Origin of the sequence: Flavobacterium sp. (assembly GCF_043778725.1) — a bacterium.
In the GTDB taxonomy this organism is placed as follows: Bacteria; Bacteroidota; Bacteroidia; order Flavobacteriales; family Flavobacteriaceae; genus Flavobacterium.
Map to the genome: position 1 here is coordinate 21,051 of NZ_JAYWFT010000068.1, position 20,352 is coordinate 41,402.

At 31.4% G+C, this 20,352-nt stretch carries 14 protein-coding genes; 4 read left to right on the forward strand and 10 right to left on the reverse strand.

Translation table 11 applies throughout. The annotated features are described in order from the left end of the window. Positions 1–60 precede the first annotated feature (60 nt). From ACH2CG_RS05820 to dnaK, 4 genes are all read right to left on the reverse strand, one after another. Complete coding sequence (locus tag ACH2CG_RS05820) at positions 61–921, reverse strand: helix-turn-helix domain-containing protein (RefSeq protein ID WP_395063131.1); 861 nt, start codon at positions 919–921, stop codon at positions 61–63. A gap of 147 nt (positions 922–1,068) precedes the next feature. Beyond that, positions 1,069–1,341 carry a type II toxin-antitoxin system YafQ family toxin gene (locus ACH2CG_RS05825; RefSeq protein WP_395063133.1) on the reverse strand — a complete coding sequence of 91 codons (273 nt, stop codon included), beginning with the start codon at positions 1,339–1,341 and terminating at the stop codon, positions 1,069–1,071. Then, positions 1,341–1,532: a hypothetical protein gene (locus ACH2CG_RS05830; RefSeq protein WP_395063135.1), complete on the reverse strand. Its 192-nt coding sequence runs from the start codon at positions 1,530–1,532 to the stop codon at positions 1,341–1,343. The genes ACH2CG_RS05825 and ACH2CG_RS05830 overlap by 1 nt, the downstream gene beginning before the upstream one ends. 174 nt (positions 1,533–1,706) lie before the next feature. Further along, positions 1,707–3,593 carry a molecular chaperone DnaK gene (dnaK, locus tag ACH2CG_RS05835; RefSeq protein ID WP_395063137.1) on the reverse strand — a complete coding sequence of 629 codons (1,887 nt, stop codon included), beginning with the start codon at positions 3,591–3,593 and terminating at the stop codon, positions 1,707–1,709. 323 nt (positions 3,594–3,916) lie between these two features. On the opposite strand from dnaK, the gene ACH2CG_RS05840 reads away from it, so the two are divergent. The 3 genes from ACH2CG_RS05840 (at position 3,917) to ACH2CG_RS05850 (ending at position 12,526) form a co-directional block, all read left to right on the forward strand. Next, complete coding sequence (locus tag ACH2CG_RS05840) at positions 3,917–5,167, forward strand: NAD(P)/FAD-dependent oxidoreductase (protein ID WP_395063139.1); 1,251 nt, start codon at positions 3,917–3,919, stop codon at positions 5,165–5,167. An 80-nt stretch (positions 5,168–5,247) separates the two neighbouring features. After that, positions 5,248–10,257 carry a translocation/assembly module TamB domain-containing protein gene (locus ACH2CG_RS05845; RefSeq protein WP_395063141.1) on the forward strand — a complete coding sequence of 1,670 codons (5,010 nt, stop codon included), beginning with the start codon at positions 5,248–5,250 and terminating at the stop codon, positions 10,255–10,257. Continuing rightward, a complete protein-coding gene (locus tag ACH2CG_RS05850) occupies positions 10,250–12,526 on the forward strand; it encodes a BamA/TamA family outer membrane protein (protein WP_395063143.1) in 2,277 nt (758 codons plus the stop codon). The genes ACH2CG_RS05845 and ACH2CG_RS05850 overlap by 8 nt, the downstream gene beginning before the upstream one ends. Positions 12,527–12,528: 2 nt before the next feature. Here the strand turns inward: ACH2CG_RS05850 and ACH2CG_RS05855 are convergent, their stop codons facing one another. Beyond that, positions 12,529–13,422: an EamA family transporter gene (locus ACH2CG_RS05855; RefSeq protein WP_395063145.1), complete on the reverse strand. Its 894-nt coding sequence runs from the start codon at positions 13,420–13,422 to the stop codon at positions 12,529–12,531. Positions 13,423–13,651: 229 nt separating this feature from the next. Here ACH2CG_RS05855 and ACH2CG_RS05860 point away from each other — a divergent pair, with 229 nt between their 5' ends. Continuing rightward, positions 13,652–15,079: an L-serine ammonia-lyase gene (locus ACH2CG_RS05860; RefSeq protein WP_395063147.1), complete on the forward strand. Its 1,428-nt coding sequence runs from the start codon at positions 13,652–13,654 to the stop codon at positions 15,077–15,079. Here ACH2CG_RS05860 and ACH2CG_RS05865 read toward each other — a convergent pair. From ACH2CG_RS05865 to ACH2CG_RS05885, 5 genes are all read right to left on the reverse strand, one after another. Beyond that, positions 15,076–15,423 carry a hypothetical protein gene (locus tag ACH2CG_RS05865; protein ID WP_395063149.1) on the reverse strand — a complete coding sequence of 116 codons (348 nt, stop codon included), beginning with the start codon at positions 15,421–15,423 and terminating at the stop codon, positions 15,076–15,078. The two genes, ACH2CG_RS05860 and ACH2CG_RS05865, sit on opposite strands and share 4 nt — an antisense overlap. Positions 15,424–15,516: 93 nt before the next feature. After that, positions 15,517–17,235 (reverse strand): ATP-binding protein, encoded by a 1,719-nt coding sequence (locus tag ACH2CG_RS05870; RefSeq protein ID WP_395063151.1) that lies wholly within the window; start codon positions 17,233–17,235, stop codon positions 15,517–15,519. Between the two features lie 117 nt (positions 17,236–17,352). Continuing rightward, complete coding sequence (locus tag ACH2CG_RS05875; protein ID WP_395063153.1) at positions 17,353–18,480, reverse strand: sensor protein KdpD; 1,128 nt, start codon at positions 18,478–18,480, stop codon at positions 17,353–17,355. A gap of 87 nt (positions 18,481–18,567) precedes the next feature. After that, a complete protein-coding gene (locus tag ACH2CG_RS05880; protein ID WP_395063155.1) occupies positions 18,568–19,650 on the reverse strand; it encodes a porin in 1,083 nt (360 codons plus the stop codon). A gap of 106 nt (positions 19,651–19,756) precedes the next feature. Next, a complete protein-coding gene (locus ACH2CG_RS05885) occupies positions 19,757–20,317 on the reverse strand; it encodes a K(+)-transporting ATPase subunit C (protein ID WP_395063157.1) in 561 nt (186 codons plus the stop codon). Positions 20,318–20,352: the final 35 nt, after the last annotated feature.

Sequence of the window (20,352 nt, forward strand, 5' to 3'; positions counted from 1 at the left end):
TTAAATTGAGTTCCAAAATTAAAAATTAAAATAATCAAAAAATTATGATATTAGTTCAAACTAATTGCTTAATGAGCCAATTTTTATATCTTTTTTGGGACTTTTTCCAAATCGCTTTTTATACGCATTACTAAAATTAGAGGCACTTTCATATCCGCATTCTAAATGGACATCAATACATTTCATTGTTCCATTTTCTAACAACCTTTTGGCTTTTAATAAACGTTTTTCTTGAAACCATTTACCGGGAGAAATTGCATATTCATTTTCAAAAGTTCGCTTAAAAGTTGAAATGCTCATATTGAATAAAAAAGCAAGTTGTTCTACTTTTAAATTAAGATTAGAATTGGTTTCAATCTTATTTTTAAATGGTGATTTATCATATTCACTGATAAGCTGCAACAAAAAATCAATAAACTTTTGATTGTATTTATGAATCAAATAGTGAATGATTTCCTCAAATTTTAATTGTAAAAAATCTTGTTGCTCTTTATTTTTAGAATGCAATTTAGAGGATAATGAACTTATATAATCTGTAATAAAGCTATCATTTTCAATGATAAAATAGGGTTTTTCATTATATTCTGAACCTCGTTTATAGTTATTTGTATCCAGAAACTGTCTGACTTTTTTAGAGCTAAAGAAAAATAATTTACAATAATACTCTTTATCTTTCCCAATCAATTCGGTCATTAAGCAATTACCATTTTTAATTAATACCGATTGATTTTCATTAACGGCTACCGAAGTATCCGCAAAATGTACTTTTTTATGTCCAATTTGCAAAAAACTAAACATATTCAAACCCAAATTAACCTTACTATTTATTACATCTTGAGTCATTTTTAAATCATAAATAAACAAATCTGATGGAATAGATGCATCAAAAATTAAGGATTCAGGAATATTTTGTATCGACATTGTTGGGGAATTTATTGGTAAATATACTAATTTGAAAACACAAAAAAAACCGAGCAATTTCTTATTCGGTTTAGTCTATTATCTAAAAGCCTGTTATATTATATCTAAAAAAGTTTGAATAGCAAACACTTATCTCTTTAAATAGTATTAAAATAAATCGCTGTGTGTACCAGTATTAAGAAATAGTAAGATTAATTCTTCCTCGTTTTGTAGCCAAACCAAAAGCCAATCACTCTTGATATGACATTCCCAGCAATTATCATAATTTCCAGATAATTTATGAGGTTTATATTTTAATGGAAGCGATCCTGTTTCAGCTAGAATTGAAATTGTTTTTTGTAACAATGACATATCATAACCTCGTTTTTTACAAAGTTTCATTTCCTTTTCAAATCTGTTGGTTGTACTAATGGAATACATTAATTCAAAATTTTATCAAAAAGCTCATCCGTGTTTTTATATTTATTTACGCGTCCCTTTTTTACATCTTCCAAAGACATATTTAATGCAGTTTTATTAACTGTTTTAAAAACACCAAGTGAAAGTATGTATTCAAGAGTTTTTTTTGCAATAACGTTTCTCTTGTCAAATTTTAAAGTGATTTCTGCCATAACGTCTTTATTTTTTTCTAATAACAAATATAATAAATTATCTAATAAGAGTAAAAACTATCTTCAAGCAAAATTAAATTTTTTGAAAGTAACTAATTTTAGAATCATTTTTAAACACAAAAAAACCGAACAATTTCTTATTCGGTTTCTCCTAATTATATTTATTTGAAAAGATTACTTCACTTCTTCAAATTCTACATCTTGTGTATTATCACCTTGATTTTCAGCTTGTGGTTGCGCATCTTGTGCTTGTCCAGCTTCACCTTGAGCGTACATCGCTTCTGTAGCAGTTTTCCAAGCAGCGTTTACATTGTCTAAACCTTTTTGGATAGCTTCAACATCTTGCGATTGGTGTGCCATTCTTAATTCAGTTAATGCATATTCGATACCTGTTTTGTGCTCATCAGAAATTTTGTCTGCCAATTCTTTCAACTGAGATTCCGTTTGGAAAATCAAACTATCAGCTTCGTTAATTTTTTCAGCTCTTTCTCTTGCAATTTTATCAGCTCCAGCATTTGCCTCAGCATCTTTTTTCATTTTCTCGATTTCTTCAGCTGTTAAACCAGAAGAAGCTTCGATACGAATATCGTGAGATTTTCCAGTTCCTTTATCAGTTGCAGAAACTTTGATGATACCATTAGCATCAATATCAAAAGTTACTTCAATTTGAGGAACTCCTCTTGGTGCTGGTGGAATACCATCTAAGTTGAAACGACCAATAGTTTTGTTATCAGCAGCCATTGCTCTTGCACCTTGAAGAACGTGTAGTTCAACAGTTGGTTGAGAATCTGCAGCTGTAGAGAAAATTTGAGATTTTTTAGTTGGAATAGTAGTATTTGATTCAATCAAAATAGTCATAATTCCACCCATAGTTTCAATTCCTAAAGATAAAGGTGTAACGTCAAGTAACAATACATCTTTTACATCTCCAGATAAAACTCCACCTTGAATAGCTGCTCCAATGGCTACAACTTCATCAGGATTAACTCCTTTAGATGCTTTTTTACCAAAGAATTTTTCAACTTCGTCAGCAATTCTTGGCATTCTTGTAGAACCTCCAACAAGGATAACTTCGTCAATATCAGATGTAGATAAACCTGCATCTTTCAACGCTTTAGCAACTGGTTCCATAGAACGTTTCACTAAAGAATCTGATAATTGCTCAAATTTAGCTCTAGATAATTTTTTAACTAAGTGTTTTGGTCCAGAAGCAGTAGCTGTTACATAAGGTAAATTGATTTCAGTTTCCGCAGAAGATGATAATTCAATTTTAGCTTTTTCAGCAGCTTCTTTGATTCTTTGTAATGACATTGGATCTAATCTCAAGTCAATTCCTTCTTCAGCTTTAAATTCATCTGCCAACCAGTCAATGATAGTTTGGTCAAAATCGTCTCCACCTAAGTGCGTATCACCATTTGTAGACAATACTTCGAAAACTCCATCTCCTAATTCAAGGATAGAAATATCAAAAGTACCACCACCTAAATCGTAAACTGCAATTTTTTGATCTGTTCCTTTTTTGTCTAATCCGTAAGCTAATGCCGCAGCAGTTGGCTCATTGATAATTCTCATTACTTTAAGACCAGCAATTTCTCCAGCTTCTTTTGTAGCTTGACGTTGCGCATCGTTAAAGTAAGCAGGAACAGTAATAACTGCTTCTGTAACTGTTTGACCCAAATAGTCTTCTGCAGTTTTTTTCATTTTTTGAAGTGTCATTGCTGACAATTCTTGTGCTGTATATAAACGACCATCGATATCAACTCGTGGCGTATTGTTGTCACCTTTTACTACTGAATAAGGTACTCTTTTCGCTTCTTCTGTAGTTTCAGAAAAAGTATGTCCCATAAAACGTTTGATAGAACCAATCGTTTTAGTTGGATTAGTCACAGCTTGTCTTTTAGCTGGATCACCCACTTTAATTTCGCCACCTTCCACAAATGCAATGATAGAGGGTGTCGTTCTTTTTCCTTCTGAGTTAGGAATTACTACTGCTTCTTGTCCTTCCATTACAGAAACGCAAGAGTTCGTTGTACCTAAATCAATTCCAATAATTTTTCCCATTTTTATATTTAATTAATTTTAGAAAATTCACTTTTTAAACTTGTCTGTAAAAAGCAATGATTGTGCCACATCAAAAAAGGTAATAAATTGTCATAAATATACCTAACTGACACAAATTCATCTGACAAACTGACACAAAATATAAGTTTTCAAGTAACTATTAGTCCGTTTCAAGATTCGTTCAAATGCTTTTTAATTCTAAATTGATTAAGATTCAACAAATTACTAAAGCAATCCAAACACAATAAAAATTAAAAAACATTGATTACATAGTTTAAGTTACAAAGATTATTTATTTTTGAACAATATTCAATTGCTTAAAAATGAAACCAACAATTACAATTATAGGTGCTGGAATTTCTGGATTAACAGCTGCCGTTTATTTGCACCAAAACGGATTTAATATTCAAATAATAGAAGCATCAGATCGTGCTGGTGGCAGAATAAAAACGGATGTTGTTAACGGATTTCGATTGGATAGAGGATTTCAAGTTTTACTTACAGAATATCCCGAATGCAAAGCGTTATTAAACTACAAAAAACTAAATCTAAAACGATTTTTACCCGGTGCAACGGTACTTTATGATGGTGGTCAATTCGAAATTGCAGATCCTTTTCGTCGTCCGTCAGCAACCTTTTCAACACTCTTTGCTCCTGTTGGTTCAATCAAAGACAAAATAAATACGTTGTTTTTAAAAAATAAATTAGTAAAAATTACAATACCCGAAATCTTTAATCAAAAAGAGGAACCTACACTTTCGCAATTATCAAAATATGGTTTTAGTGATAAAATGATTAACCGATTTTACAAACCTTTTTTCTCAGGAATTTTTCTAGAAAATGAATTATCAACTTCCAACAGAATGTTCGATTTTGTAATGAAAATGTTTTCACAAGGCGATGCTGCAATTCCAGAATTGGGAATGGAAGAAATTCCGAAACAATTGGCGGCAATTTTACCAAAAGACACCATAAAATACAATGTAAAAGTTACCAACATTCAGAACAATACAATTGAAACAGAAAACGGATCAATTTTTACATCTGATAAAATAATCATTGCAACCGAAGCGACAGGATTTGCCAAAAGATATTTACCCGAAACACAAACCAAATCGCATCAGGTAACTAACATATATTTTCAAGCAAATGGAGCTCCAACAAACAAAGCTGTTGTAATTTTAAACGCTTCTAAAAATAAAAAATGGGTGAATAATTTGTCCGTTATGACCAATTTATCTAGTAGTTACGCACCAAAAGGCAAGGTTTTATTATCGGTTTCTATTAATGGAATAGTTGATATTGAAGAGGAAGTTTTAGCATCCAATATTAAAAACGAACTAAAACAATGGTTTGGAAATCAAGTTGAAAACTGGGAATTACTGAAGATTTATAAAATTAATTATGCTTTGCCAAATTTAAAATCTCTCAAGGAAAATAATTTTGAAAGTGACTTTAAAATTAATGAAAATCTTTTTATATGTGGTGATCATTTACTTAACGGATCAATAAATGCAGCCATGAAATCTGGGCGAACAGTAGCAGAAAACATCATAAAAAATCATTTAGACTAAATTTTATAACTCTCAGTAGTAATTATGTAACTTTATTTGCTATTTTATATTGAACTTTGTACAAACCAATTTTGAATAATTTGAAAGTCAGTACTAAAGTTACGATTAAAAAATACATAAGAAAAATACTTAAAGTTTTTGCTTGGATTATTGTTTCAATGCTGTCCATTTTTCTTTTTTTAGTAATTGCATTACAAATTCCTGCTGTTCAAAATTACGCCAAAGACAAAGCGATTAACTATTTAGAAGGAAAAATTCATACTAAAGTTACTATTAACAGAATCGAAATTGGTCTTCCCAAAAAAGTAATTCTTGAAGGATTCTACTTTGAAGATCAACAAAAAGACACACTTCTTGCTGGAGAAAAATTGGTAGTAGACATAAGTTTGTTTCAATTATTTAATAACAAAATCGAAATTAATTCGGTCGATTTACAAGGAATAACCGCTAAAATTTCTCGTAATAAAAATGAAATTTTCAATTTTGATTACATCATAAAAGCATTTGCATCACCAGCAAAACCAAAGAATGATTCTCCACCAATGGAATTTTCTATTGATAAAATCAATTTAGATAAAGTAAAATTCAACTATGCTGATGCAGTTTCTAAAAATGATATTTCAGTAAACTTGAATCACTTTGATACCAAAATAAAAACATTCGATTTAAACAAAATGGAATTTGATGTTCCAAATACCAAAATAGACGGATTGAAATTAAAATTAAAACAGGGAATTGCAGCAATAAAATCTACTACAAAAGCATCAAGTAAAGGATCAGAAACTAATTTAAATTTAAAATTAGGCAAAATCGATTTATCTAAAATTGATGTAGTTTATGAAAATGAAGCCTCAAAATTAGCAACAAAAGTAAACCTTGAAAAACTAAATGTAGATGTAAACATTTTTGATTTAAATAAGGAATTAATTGATATTGAATCATTAGAATTAGAAAATACAAAAGGAACTTTAGCACTTGGAAAACTTCAAGAAATCATAACTCAAAACCAAGTTACCACTACTCCATCGTCTAATAATTGGAAAATAAAAATCAACAAAGCCAATTTGAAAAAAGTCGATTTTAAATTTGATGATGAAAATTCTATCGCAACTAATAAAGGTGTTGATTACAAACATTTAGACATTCAAAATTTCAATTTAAATGCAGAAAATATCAGTTATAGCGAGCAAAATACTTCTGGTAAAATTAATGCACTTACTATTAAAGACAAAAGCGGATTGGATGTTCAAGCCTTAAAAACCGATTTCAATTATAATGATAAAGGCGTTTCTTTAAAAAAATTGAATTTAAAAACACCCCAAACTTCGCTTAAAGATGAAGTAATTGTTGGTTATTCGTCGGTTGCAAGTATTCAAGAAAATCTTGGAGAACTGAGTGTGATAGCCAATTTAAAAAATAGTAAAGTTGGATTTAAAGACATTTTATTATTCGCGCCAACATTAGCCAATACTAGCCCTTTCGATACTAATCCAAATGCAATTATTTCGGTAAATTCAGTTATTTCAGGCAAGTTGAATAATATTTCTATTCCGAATTTAGAAATTTCTGGTATTGGAAGTACTAAAATAAATGCCAGTGGAAAAATTGTAGGTTTTCCTGATATGAAGAAAGCTTATTTCGATTTGAACATCAAAAATCTAGAATCAAGTTCTAATGATGTAAGCCAATTTGTACCAAAAGGGACCATTCCGAACAACATTCAATTGCCATCAAAATTCAATACCAAAGGAACTTTTAAAGGAACAATAAACAATTTTGCAACCGATTTAAAATTGGTAAGCAGCTTTGGAACTGCCAAAATTAAAGCCACATTCGACCAACGAAGAAAAAACTACGAAAAATATAATGCCCAAACCGAACTAGATAATTTCGATTTAGGAAAATTGATAAAAAATGATTCCATCGGAAAAATATCATTAAAAGCCTACGTAAAAGGTTCAGGATTGAATCCGAAAACAGCAAATGCAACTGTTGATGGAACGATTTTGAAAGCCGATTTCAATAATTATGTTTACACAAATCTAAAATTAAAAGGAAAAATAAATAACGGATTGTTTGATGTAAATGCCAATGCAAACGATCCAAATTTGACGTTTAATATGATTTCTAATGGAAGTTTTAGAGGAAAATATCCATCAGGAAAATTGAAGTTAAACGTTGATATTGCCGATTTAAACAAACTCAATCTTCATGCTGGACCGTTAAAATTGAAAGGCGAAATTGACGCAGATATTCAATCGGCAGATTTAGATTATTTGAACGGAAAAGTTAGCGCCAACAATTTTATAATCGCAAATCAAAAGGAACAATTTGTTTTAGATTCGATAAACATTATTGCAACATCAACAGCCGAAAAAAATACATTGATACTAAAATCACAGTTCATGAATGCTGATATTAATGGAAAATACCAACTTTCTAAAATCGCATCGGCATTACAAAATTCGATTTCAAAATACTATACTACCAATTCAGATTCTAAAAAAACGCAAGTTAAAAACCAACAATTTGCTTTTAAAATTGACGTAAAAGACAATCCTATTTTATTAAAAATTATTCCAGAACTAAAAAGTTTATCGCCTATTGCACTTTCGGGAAGATACAATTCGGTGAACGATTCGATAGTTTTAAATGGTTCTATTCCTAAATTAATTTATGGAACCAACACTATTTCTGGAGCAATTATTAAAGTTGACACCCAAGACAATGCATTGATTTACAGTTTGGTTGTAGATGATATTCAGAATTCAAATTTTCAATTGCCTTACACCAATATTTCAGGAAAAGTAGCAAATAATCTTGTTGATTACACTTTGCAATTGAAAGATGTAAAAGACAAAGAACGCTATTTGATAGTTGGAACTTTAAAATCGGAAAACGGAAATTCAGACATTAGTTTGAATCCAACCAATCTAGTTTTGAATTATGAAAAATGGAATTTATCCGAAGAAAATTTAATTCGATTCGGGAAAAATGGAATTTATGCCAACAATTTTGAACTTTCTAAAGGTGGAAATTCCATTAAAATTCAATCGCAATCTACACAACCAAATGCACCATTAGCAGTCGATTTTAAAGATTTTGAAATAGAAACTATTACCAATATTGCACAAAAAAGTTCTTTGCAATTTGGCGGTAAAATCAATGGAAACGCTTTGATAAAAGAGTTGCAAAAATCACCAATTTTTACATCCGATTTAACAATTGATAATTTTACTTTTCAAAAAGATACCGTTGGAAATCTAAAAATAAATGTTGACAATCAAACTGCAAATACGTACAACGCCAAAATTGAACTGACAGGTTTTGACAATCAAATGAATTTGAATGGAAATTACAAAACCACCGACAGCAGTTTGGACATGAATCTGGACATTCAAAAACTAAATGTAAAAAGTCTTCAAGGTTTTAGTTTTGGAAATTTAAAACAAAGCACGGGTTTCTTGAATGGGAATTTAAAAATTACAGGAAAAAGCGTGCAACCTATTATTATTGGCGAATTAAAATTTAATGAAGTTGGTTTTATTGCAACGCAACTTAATGCTACTTTCAAATCGATGAATGATAAAATTGTGTTTTCTAACAATACAATTTCATTGGACAATTTTGTTATTAAAGACGAAAAAGACAACGATTTAACCATAAACGGAAAGATAAACAGTCAAGATTTTACAAACTTAGGATTTGATTTAACGGTTGATTCTGATAATTTTAAAGCCGTAAATTCTAAAGCCAAAGACAACGATTTGTATTACGGAGAATTGTTTTTAGACAATCATTTGAATATAAAAGGCGACAGGAACAATCCGGTTGTTGATGGCACAATGAAAATTAATAAAGGTACAAAATTCACTGTAGTTTTACCACAAGACGATCCATCAATAGCTGATAGAGAAGGAATTGTAGAATTTATAGACCAAGATCAACCAAAACTAGTTACAACAATTTCACTTGAAGAAAATTTAAGCCAAACACAAGTAAAAGGAATAAATGCATCGGTAAATATTGAAATCGATAAAGAAGCCGAACTGTCAATGATTATTGACAAAGCCAACGGTGATTTCTTGAAATTAAAAGGCGAAGGACAACTTACTGGAGGCATTGATCCGTCTGGAAAAACAACGCTAACTGGTCGTTATGAATTGACCGAAGGAAGTTATGAAATGAGTTTTAATTTGATAAAAAGAAAATTTGACATCAAAAAAGGAAGTTACCTACTTTGGACAGGTGAACCAACAACAGCCGACATAAATATTACTGCCATTTACAAAACAGAAACCGCTCCAATAGATTTATTAAACGACCAATTGGGCGATCTTTCACCAGAAGAAAGAAATACTTACAAACAAAGAATTCCTTTTGAAACTGAACTAAAAATGAAAGGTGATTTATTAAAACCTGACATCACTTTTGATATTATTTTGCCCGAAGGAAATAACTCTGTTTCTGGAGATATTATTACAGCAACTCAAGCAAAATTAGTACAATTACGACAAGAACCGGATGAATTAAACAAACAAGTTTTTGCCTTACTTTTATTGAACAGATTTGTGGGTGAAAATCCATTTTCGAGTGAAAGTGGTGGAACTTCGGCTTCATTGTTAGCTAGAGAAAGTGCAAGCAAAGTACTATCGCAACAATTAAATAATCTTGCAGGCGATTTAATTAAAGGTTTCGAATTGGATTTTGATTTGAATTCTTCCGAAGATTATACTTCAGGTCAAAAAGAAAATAAAACCGATTTGAACGTTGGACTTTCTAAAAAATTATTGAACGATAGATTGAAAGTTACCGTTGGAAGTAGTTTTGGAATTGAAGGAGCAAAACAAGAAAACCAACAAACAAATAACATTGCTGGCGATATTTCTGCCGATTATCAAATATCTAAAGATGGCCGTTATAAGCTTCGTGCATATCGAAAAAATAAATATCAAGTAGCTTTGCAAGGTCAAGTTATTGAAACCGGAATTGGATTTATAATCACCATCGATTACAATAAATTTAGAGAGTTATTTCAAAAAAATAAAGCCGAAGAAAAACCTAAACCTAAAAAGAAATCTAATGGTTAAAAACGTAGTATACTTTATATTTTTTGTGCTTTTTGCAACATCTTGTAGTAATACAAAGTATTTGCCAGAAGGCGAATTGCTTTATGTAGGCGGAAAAATAAAAGTGGAAGACAGTATTATTTCTAAAAAAGAACACAAATTGCTAAAGTCAAAATTAGCAGAAATTTTGCGTCCTAAACCTAATAAAAAGTTTCTTGGATTGCGTCCAAAATTGTTCATTTACAATTTGGTTGGAACCGTAAAAAAAGAAAAAGGATTTCGACATTGGTTAAAATATACCGTAGGTGAACCGCCTGTTTTAATGAGCCAAGTAGACTTGGAATACAACAAAAGTTTGATCCAAAATTATGTAGAAAATAATGGTTATTTCAATGCAAAAACAACAGCCGATAGCACTAAAAGCGGAAAAAAAGTTGTGGCAGAATATTATGTAAATCCAAAAGAGCAATACAAAATAAAAAAAATAAAATTTCCCGAAGACAGTTCTGCAATTGGTATTGCGGTTGCTAAAACCCAACGTAGAAGTTTACTAAAAGTAGGAAATCCATACAGTCTAGATATAATTAAAGAAGAACGAAATCGCATTGATACAAGATTAAAAGAGAAAGGATTTTTCTATTTTAATGCCGATTATCTTAAAGTTCAAGTTGATAGTACCGTTGCTAAACATGAAGTAACCTTGATTGTAAAAGTCAAAAATGAAACGCCACAATTGGCAAAAAAGTCCTTCAAAATCAATAATATATTTGTTTATCCAAATTATTCTATCAATTCTGACAGTATTACTGGTTCAGAGAAATATAAAGATTTTACCATCATTGGAAATGAAAAGTTATTCAAACCAAAGATTTTTGACAGAACATTATATTTCAAAAAAGGAGATTTGTACAACAGAACCAACCACAATTTATCGCTGAACAGATTAGTAAATTTGGGCACTTTTAAATTTGTAAAAAACCAATTTAAAGTATCTGATACCATTGGCGATTACCTTGATACCTATTATTATTTGACTCCGCTGCCACAAAAATCGATTCGAGTTGAAATTCTTGCCAAAACCAATTCTGCCAATTATACAGGAACAGAACTTAATATTAACTGGAGCAATCGCAATACTTTTCATGCTGCAGAATTGTTAAGCATCACCGCTTTTGGTGGCGCAGAAGTACAACTGGGAGGAAAAAATAACGGATTTAATGTTTATAGATTTGGATCGGAAGCCAATCTTATTTGGCCTAGAATTATTGCGCCAATCAAATTTGAATCGGCAAGCGGATTTGTACCTAGAACCAAAGCTACACTTGGCTATGAATATCAAAACCGAACGCAATTGTATTCACTTCAAACGTTTAAAGCAGCCTTTGGATATTCATGGAAGGAAAACGAACGAAAAGAACATCAGCTAAATATTACCGAAATTACATTTGCAAGTCCTCAAAATGTTACCGATTTATATAACCAGCAAGCGAGTGCAAACAGCTCGTTGAAAAATGTAATCGAAAAGCAACTAATTTTTGGACCAACCTATTCTTATTCCTATACGAATACGATGCAGAAAAAAAGAAAAAACACAATTTTTTATAAAGGAAGTATCGATTTTTCAGGAAATATTGTTGGTTTAATTTCTGGTGCAAACATCAAAAAAGGAGATACAATTAAGGTTTTAGGAATTCCATTTAGTCAATATCTTAAAATTCAGAACGAGTTTAAGCACAATTATAAAATAAATGAAAACTCACAAATAGCAAGCAGAATAATTGCTGGTGTAGCTTTTGCTTATGGCAATTCAGATGAAATTCCGTTTAGCAAGCAATTTTTTATTGGTGGTACAAACAGCTTACGAGCATTTCGTTCGCGTTCACTCGGACCTGGAAGTTATGATGGATCTAATGAAACTACCTCTTTTTTACCCGATCAATCTGGCGATGTAAAACTAGAAATGAATACCGAATATAGAAGTAAAATTTACCGCTTTATAAATGGTGCATTGTTTATAGATGCAGGAAATATTTGGCTTGCCAATAAAGATATAAATAAACCTGGTTCGCAATTTTCTAAAGATTTTCTCAAAGAAATTGCCGTTGGTATTGGTGCCGGATTACGATTTGATTTTGACTTTTTAGTACTTCGAACCGATTTGGCATTTCCAATAAGAAAACCTTATTTTCCCGATGGACAACGATGGGTTTTAGATCAAGTAAGTTTTGGAAGTGGTTCATGGCGAAAAGATAATTTGGTCTTCAATCTAGCTATTGGTTATCCTTTTTAGACTTATTTATTTTCTGATTTTCTAAATAAAAATCGTTCGTTAAAAATAACAATTGATAGTAAAATTAAAGAATAAGAAATAATTTGATTCCCATTTATTTCTTCATGAAAATAGAACAATGCCAATAGAAAATTCAGTAGCGGATTGGTGTACATCAAAATTCCAACTGCAGATGAATTCATTCCTTTCAAGGCAAATAAATTAAGATACAACGGAATTATAGTAAACAAAACTACAATTACAAGCAGTAAAATATAAAATAATGGTTCAGTAGGAATTGCTGAAGAATACAATGGAAAAAAAGGCATAATCACTACCGATGCAATGACCATTTGAACCGTTAAAATTAAAAATTTATCAAAAACAGTGTTCTTCCTTTGGCTGATTAAATAAAGTGCAAATGAAAACGCAATAACCAAACTGTAAGTCAATTCAAACAAATTTCCATACGATAAAATGCCGCAACTAACAATACACAAAGCGACAGAAAACCATTGCCATTTGCTTAATTTTTCCTTCAAAATAAAGTATGCCAAAATAGTAGTAACAATTGGGCAAATCAAATAAGCAAATGATGCCGATTTTAAACTGACATGATTCATGGCGTAAATAAATAAGAACCAATTTATTATCAATAGAAATCCGCCTAAAACAGTAAGAAATAAAAACCGATATTTGAGTTTAGTTTCTAAATTTTTAAAAGCAATAAAGTCATTTTTTACAATTGATTTTCTAAACAAAAGATTGATTGCAAGCAAAATAACCGTTGCAAAAAAGATTCTATAAAAAAGAATATCCAACGAAGGATAGTTATGTAACGGTTTCAAAGCCAAACTAAAGAAACCCCAAATAACAAAAGCAGTCAGTGCCGAAGCGTAATATTTATTGATTTGCACGAGAAAAATTTGGTGCAAAAATACAGAAATACCAAGTTAAGTTAAGTGAAATATAACATTTAATTAGGAATTGATTACTGCTAAAAAATTCTGACAATCAGTTTATTATTTTAAACTATCAACAGAAAATGCAATTTTAAAATAAACAAAAATCAGTTTAACATTAAAATAATGAAAATTCAATAATTGTTTACCTTATATTTGTACTACAAACTAAACTTTTCATTTTATGGAAGAATGCATCTCGGTTTTTGATATGTTAAAAATTGGTGTCGGACCATCGAGTTCGCATACACTTGGACCTTGGCGTGCTGCCGAACGATTTTTATCGGAATTGAGAACAGAAAGTATTCTTCAAGATGTTACCCGAATAAAAGTCGATTTGTACGGTTCACTTTCGTTAACAGGAAAAGGTCATGCAACCGATTTGGCTGTCATGTTAGGTTTGTCTGGTCAAGATCCAGAATACATTCCGGTGCAAGATATTGACGGAATTATCAAAACTATTGAAGATAAAAATGAAATCAATTTGGGTAACGAAATTGTAATTCCGTTTTACTTTTTACAAGACATTGTTTTCAATAAAAACTTTCTTCCTTTTCATGCCAACGGATTAACTTTTACCGCTTTTTTATCAGACGATAAAGAATATCAAACGACCTTCTACTCCATCGGTGGCGGATTTGTAGTAAAAGAAGAACGAATCAATGCCAAGAAAAAATTAGAAATAAAATGTGCATTTCCTTTCCCAATTCAAAATGCCGAAGAACTTTTAAACTATTGCCATTCCGAAAATAAATCCATTTCAGAAATCGTATATGAGAATGAAAAATCAATGCGAACAGAAGCCGTAATTGATCACGAATTAATGCGAATTTGGAAAACTATGTTAGAATGCATGTACATTGGTTGTCATTCTGAAGGCATTCTTCCTGGCGGATTAAACGTGAGAAGAAGAGCATTTGATATGCATCAAAATTTAATTGGATTAGCCAATTATTCCAATCCTCAAGAATGGTTAGAAGAAATTAGAAAAACCGAAGTTAAATTCCGTCAAATATTAAAATGGGTTTCGTGTTTTGCATTGGCAGTCAACGAAGTAAACGCTGCGTTAGGACGAGTTGTAACGGCTCCAACAAACGGAAGTGCTGGTGTTATTCCGGCTGTTTTAATGTATTATTTGGTAATTGAAAACCACGAAGCTGGCGAAAAAGAAATCAAACAATTCTTGATGGTTGCAGGAGAAATTGGAAGTATCTTCAAGAAAGGTTCAACCATTTCTGCAGCTATGGGTGGTTGTCAAGCAGAAATTGGAGTTTCATCAGCAATGGCAGCAGCAGCGCTAGTTGAAGTTATGGGCGGAACTCCAGATCAAGTTCAAATGGCAGCCGAAATTGCAATGGAACATCATCTTGGATTGACTTGTGATCCTATTGGTGGATTGGTTCAAATTCCGTGTATAGAACGAAATACAATGGGTGCAATAAAAGCAATAAATGCAGCCGAATTGGCCATGGAAACCGATGCTAAAAATGCAAAAGTTCCTTTGGACAAAGTTGTAGATACCATGTGGAAAACAGCACAAGATATGAATTCTAAATACAAAGAAACCTCAGAAGGCGGACTGGCAATTGCTGTGAATATGGCCGATTGTTAATTTTTTTCTTTAGGATTTTCTTGATTTTCTGGACTTGAATTTGAATATCTATTTCTAGTAATATCAAAATTTTTATCTCTGTTTTCAAGCATTACTTTTCCTATATTTTCTGATGCCGTACTTGGTTTTGTACTTAAATTTTTATCGGTTTCAGGTTCATGATTTTGTTCATCATGATCTGTATTTCTTGCTCGTTGTACAATTCTTGTAATTCCATTTTTATCGGTTTCCATTTCAGATTTCATTAAAGAATCCGAATGATTTTGATTGTTCAAATCCAATAAATCATCGTTGTTACTTTGCTTGTTGTTCATTTTTTTTGAACCTAAATCGTTATCTTCCATGACCTAATTTTTAAATTATTGATACGATAAAGTTATTCTAAATCATTGTTTTATAGTTACATAATTATTTAATAATGTATCAAAAATCCAAGGTTAAACCATTCCCAATTTAAAATAAAAAGCACTTCCTAAACCCAGTTCACTATCAACTCCAATTGTTCCATTTTGAGCTTCTATAAACTCTTTACATATAGCTAAACCCAATCCAGTACCCGATTTATTACTTCCTGGGATTTGGAAATATTTGTCAAAAACTTTCGACTGATAACGTTTATCAATACCTTTTCCTGTATCCGAAACCTGAAATACAATTTGATTGTTCTCTTGTTTCAATTTAACTGTTACCACACTATTTTCTGAAGAATAACGAATAGCATTTGTTAAAAAATTAATTAAAACCCATGATGATTTTTCGCTATCAGCTTTAACTTCTGACAGATTAGCATCAGCTTCCAATACAATTTCAATCTGTTTTTGTTCTGCCTGAACTTTTACAGCTTCAATAGCATATTTTGCAATTTCATACGGATTAGTTTTTTCAATATTTAGTTGAATATTTCCTGTTTCAACCTGCGATAATTCTAACAACTCACCAGTAATTTTTAACAAACGCTGACTGTCTTCTTTAATACTGTCAATCAGTTGTTTTTGATCTTCATTTATAGTTCCAGTTGAAGTATTTTCAAGCAATTGCAAACTCATTTTGATAGAAGAAATCGGCGTTTTTAATTCGTGTGAAACGGTTGCTATAAAATTTGTTTTAGCAAAATCCAATTCTTTAAAAATGGTAATATTTCGCAATATAATTACATTTCCAATATCAATTGATTGGTCTTCTCCAGTTGGTTTTATTGTAATATTTACATTTTCTTTTTCGAAATAACTTTCTTTTCCATCAGCAAAAATTTTCATCGGATGCGCTTTTGGACTTTCCAATTCGTTAATGATTAATGACTTCATCAAATCGTTTTTCAAAGCCAAAGTTGAAGCCAATTGACCAATAACTTCTTCTTGTTTAAGACCAATAATTTTCAACGCTTCATCGTTTACAAACAAAATTATTCCTGCGTTATCCAATCCAATAATCGGATCGTGCATGTTGTTAATCAAAGTTTCCAGTCGCTTTTTTTCGAAAGTCAATTTGTGCAAACTACTATTAGAATATTCCTCTAGTTTTTCAGCCATAGTATTAAACGATCGTGCCAAATCACCATATTCATTATGATTCTGAAAATGAACACGTTCCGAATAGTTTCTATTGGCAATTTGTTTAATACTTCCTGTCAATTCTTTTATCGGATTGGCAATGTTATTTGGAAGATTCACCATAAGATTAAAAGCAATTAAAAAACATAAAGTACCCACAACTGCAATCCATAAATTGGCAGTTTCGGCGGTGCGTTTTGCAATATCACTTTTAACTTTAATAGCATTCATATTGAGTTTCATAATCTCAAAAATGTCCTGACGAATTTGTGCTTTAATCGTTTCATCAGACCTATTTTTCTCTAATAATTGAAAACTTTTCTGAAGATTATAAGTAACTCTATCTTCACCTGTTTCAGTAATATTAGCCAATTGTTTTTTTAAATTGGACTCAAAAAGAAGAATAGCTTTTGGCTCGTCTTTAGTCATTTCATCCAAAGACGAAAGCATATTTCTAGAATATTCCAAAGTTATATAGTTGGCTTTCAGTATGTTTTGAGTGTCTTTTTTTATTGAAAAAATATAAAAAGCACTCACCAATGAAAGGATAATTATCAAGATAAATAACAATCCTACTCCGAGATTTAATTTGGTTTTAATTTTCATGGTTCATTGCGAGGTAAGAAGCAATCTCACCTATTAATTTAATTGGTTATTAAGCCACGAATTACACAAATTAACTCGAATTAATTAGTGAAAATTAGTGTAATTCGTGGCGTTTTTTTATGACAAAATCACTAAATCTACATTCGATTGCGACAAACTATTTAGCAATCTTCTAAAAATAGTGGTAGACAAAATTACTTTAAATAAATTAAAATGTGGCTTGCCAATACAAACCGTTGTTATACTTTTTTGTTCCACAATTTTCAACATCGCATCAGTAATATTGGAACTTTCAATCTTAATTACTTCAGCGCCTAATTGTGTGGCCAATTTGAAATTATTTATCAAATAACGTTGTTTGTCCAAAGCAATTTTATCCGGACTTTCCTTTGGCGTTTCCACATACAAAACATACCAACTTCCGTTGTAATAACTTGCTAATCGTGCTGCTTTTCTGATAACAATTTTGGCAGTTTTATCATTACTACTAATACATGCCAAAAGTTTTTCGTGTTTTAAAGCCAGATTTTTCGGAACTTCATTCTCTACTTTTCGAACCACTTGACTTGCGACTTCCTTCAAAGCCAACTCACGCAATTGCAGAATTTGATCTGACTTAAAAAAGTTAGTCAACGCCGTTTGAATTTTATCTTGCGTGTAAATTTTTCCTTCTTTCAAACGCGAAATTAAATCCTCCGAAGTCAAATCGATATTCACAACTTCATTTGCCAATCGCAACACATTATCTGGAACACGTTCTTGAACGTCAACGCCAGTAATACGTTTGACATCTTCGTTCAAACTCTCAATATGCTGAATATTTACCGCAGAAATTACGTTAATTCCAGCTTCAAGAATTTCCAAAACATCTTGCCAACGCTTTTCATTTTTACTTCCTTCAATGTTAGTGTGTGCTAATTCGTCAACAATCACGACTTCTGGACGCAAATTAATAATGGCTTGCACATCCATTTCCTCAAGATTTTTTCCTTTGTAGAAAATACTTCTCCTCGGAATTATCGGCAAACCATCAAGCAATTCGTGCGTTTCCTTACGAAAATGAGTTTCGATATAACCAATTTTAACGTCAATACCGTTTTTTAAAAGTGTGTGTGCTTCCTGCAACATACGAAACGTTTTGCCCACACCAGCACTCATACCAATGTAAATTTTGAATTTTCCTTTTCGCGATTTCTGAATCAAATCGAGGAAATGCTGTGCGTTATTTTGTTTTTCTTGTTCCATAAAAGCTGTAAGCTGTAAGCCGTAAGCTTTATGCAATATGCTTGAGCTCGACGCCTAAAGCTTATTGCATAATGCCTATTGCTTAAATTAAAATGAAATCGCTAATGAAGTAGTCAAAAAAGTATTGTTATCCGTCGGATTTCCGTTTTTCAAAAATACTTCGTCTTTACTTGCCAAGTTTCTAGCTTCAATTCTAAACATCACATTATCAGAAATTAAATAATCAAAATTTGTAGAAAATCCGTAAGTTTTAAATCCGTTTTCCGTTCCAGTTGCAATGATTACACCTTTCTCATCATCATAATATTCACCTCTTGCTGCCAACTGAATTTTAGCTGTCGGTTTGTATTGCAAAATCAAAACTGGAGAAAACCAAGTGTCGTATTTATTACTTTTATTGGCACTTTGTTGAGAACCAATATCAAATCCAGCGGTCAAATTTGTCTTATCAGATAATTTAAATTGTCCATAAAAATTATTGAAATACCTCCATTTTCTATCAATATCTGGTTGTTCATTTCCGGCATAAGTACTCCAATTCAAAGTCGTTTTACCACTTGGTTTGTAAGTAATTTGTGTTCCAAAAGCTGGTGTTTGATTACCATCAATTTTTTGAATACGTTGCCAACCGTTCAAATACATCGCTGCCAAATACCATTTTTCAGATTTAGATGTATATCCAATTTTGGCGCCAGCTTCGTAATAAGGCGAATTATCAGCCAAAATACTTCTCGTCAACGTTGCACAATCTTTTCCAATGGCGCTTTCAAAACCAATATGTGATGGCATAATTCCAGCATCAATCCACAAATTATGTTTCGAAGAAATTTTCACCCCAATGTTGGCTTCATATACATTTTGCAATAAATCTTGTTCAGCAGCCAAGTTATATTCGGCATAAGTTCCAGCCATAATTGCTAAATTTCCACGCACATTATCTTTTGCATAATTCACTTTTGCTAATCCTAAATTCAGATTTAACTCGTTGTGCTTGTTGTGACTGTACACAAATCCTGGACGTAAATGATTATCTGGTTTTCCAAAATCATAACTGTAATACGTTTCAATATATCCCGAAAACGTTAACGGACTTTTCTCTTTTGCTACTTCCTGAGCGTTAACAGTTGTAAATCTGAATGCTACAAGAGCAGTAAATACTATTTTTTTCATTTTTTATGCTGAATTTATTTCAGCATCTTTCGATGCTAATTTTTATTAATTATTATTTTTATTTCAACTCCGTCAGAGTTCAAAACTCTGACGGAGTTATGTAAAACTATTTTAATTTATCCAATTCAATATTCAATTGCAACACATTTATTTTTTCAGTACCCAACATTCCTAAAAGTGGTTTTTCAGTGTTTTTCTGAATTACTTCCAAAACTTTCTCTTCCGAAATTTTTCTACTTTCAGCAATACGTTTCGCCTGAACTTTCGCACCTTGAACCGAAATATTTGGATCAATTCCACTTCCAGAAGCTGTTACCAATTCCGATGGAACTTCACTTCTTTTTACTGAAGGATTTTTAATCAAAAAAGTATCAATTCTAGTTTTTACTTCCGCTAAATAATCAGGATTATTTGTTCCTTTATTACTTCCACCAGAACCAGCAGCATTATAATCTACCGCTGATGGACGCGACCAAAAGTACTTATTTTCTACAAATTTCTGAGCAACATTTATATGATGATTTTTTCCGTTCTCTTTTACAATTTCACCTTTTCCTTGATTAGGAGCCAATTGCGCAATTCCAAGAATACTCAATGTGTAAACTCCTGAGAAGAACACCGCACAAAACAGTGTTAATCTAATTGCTGGTATTATATTTTCTTTCATAATTTTGTCATTGCGAGGAACGAAGCAATCTGATC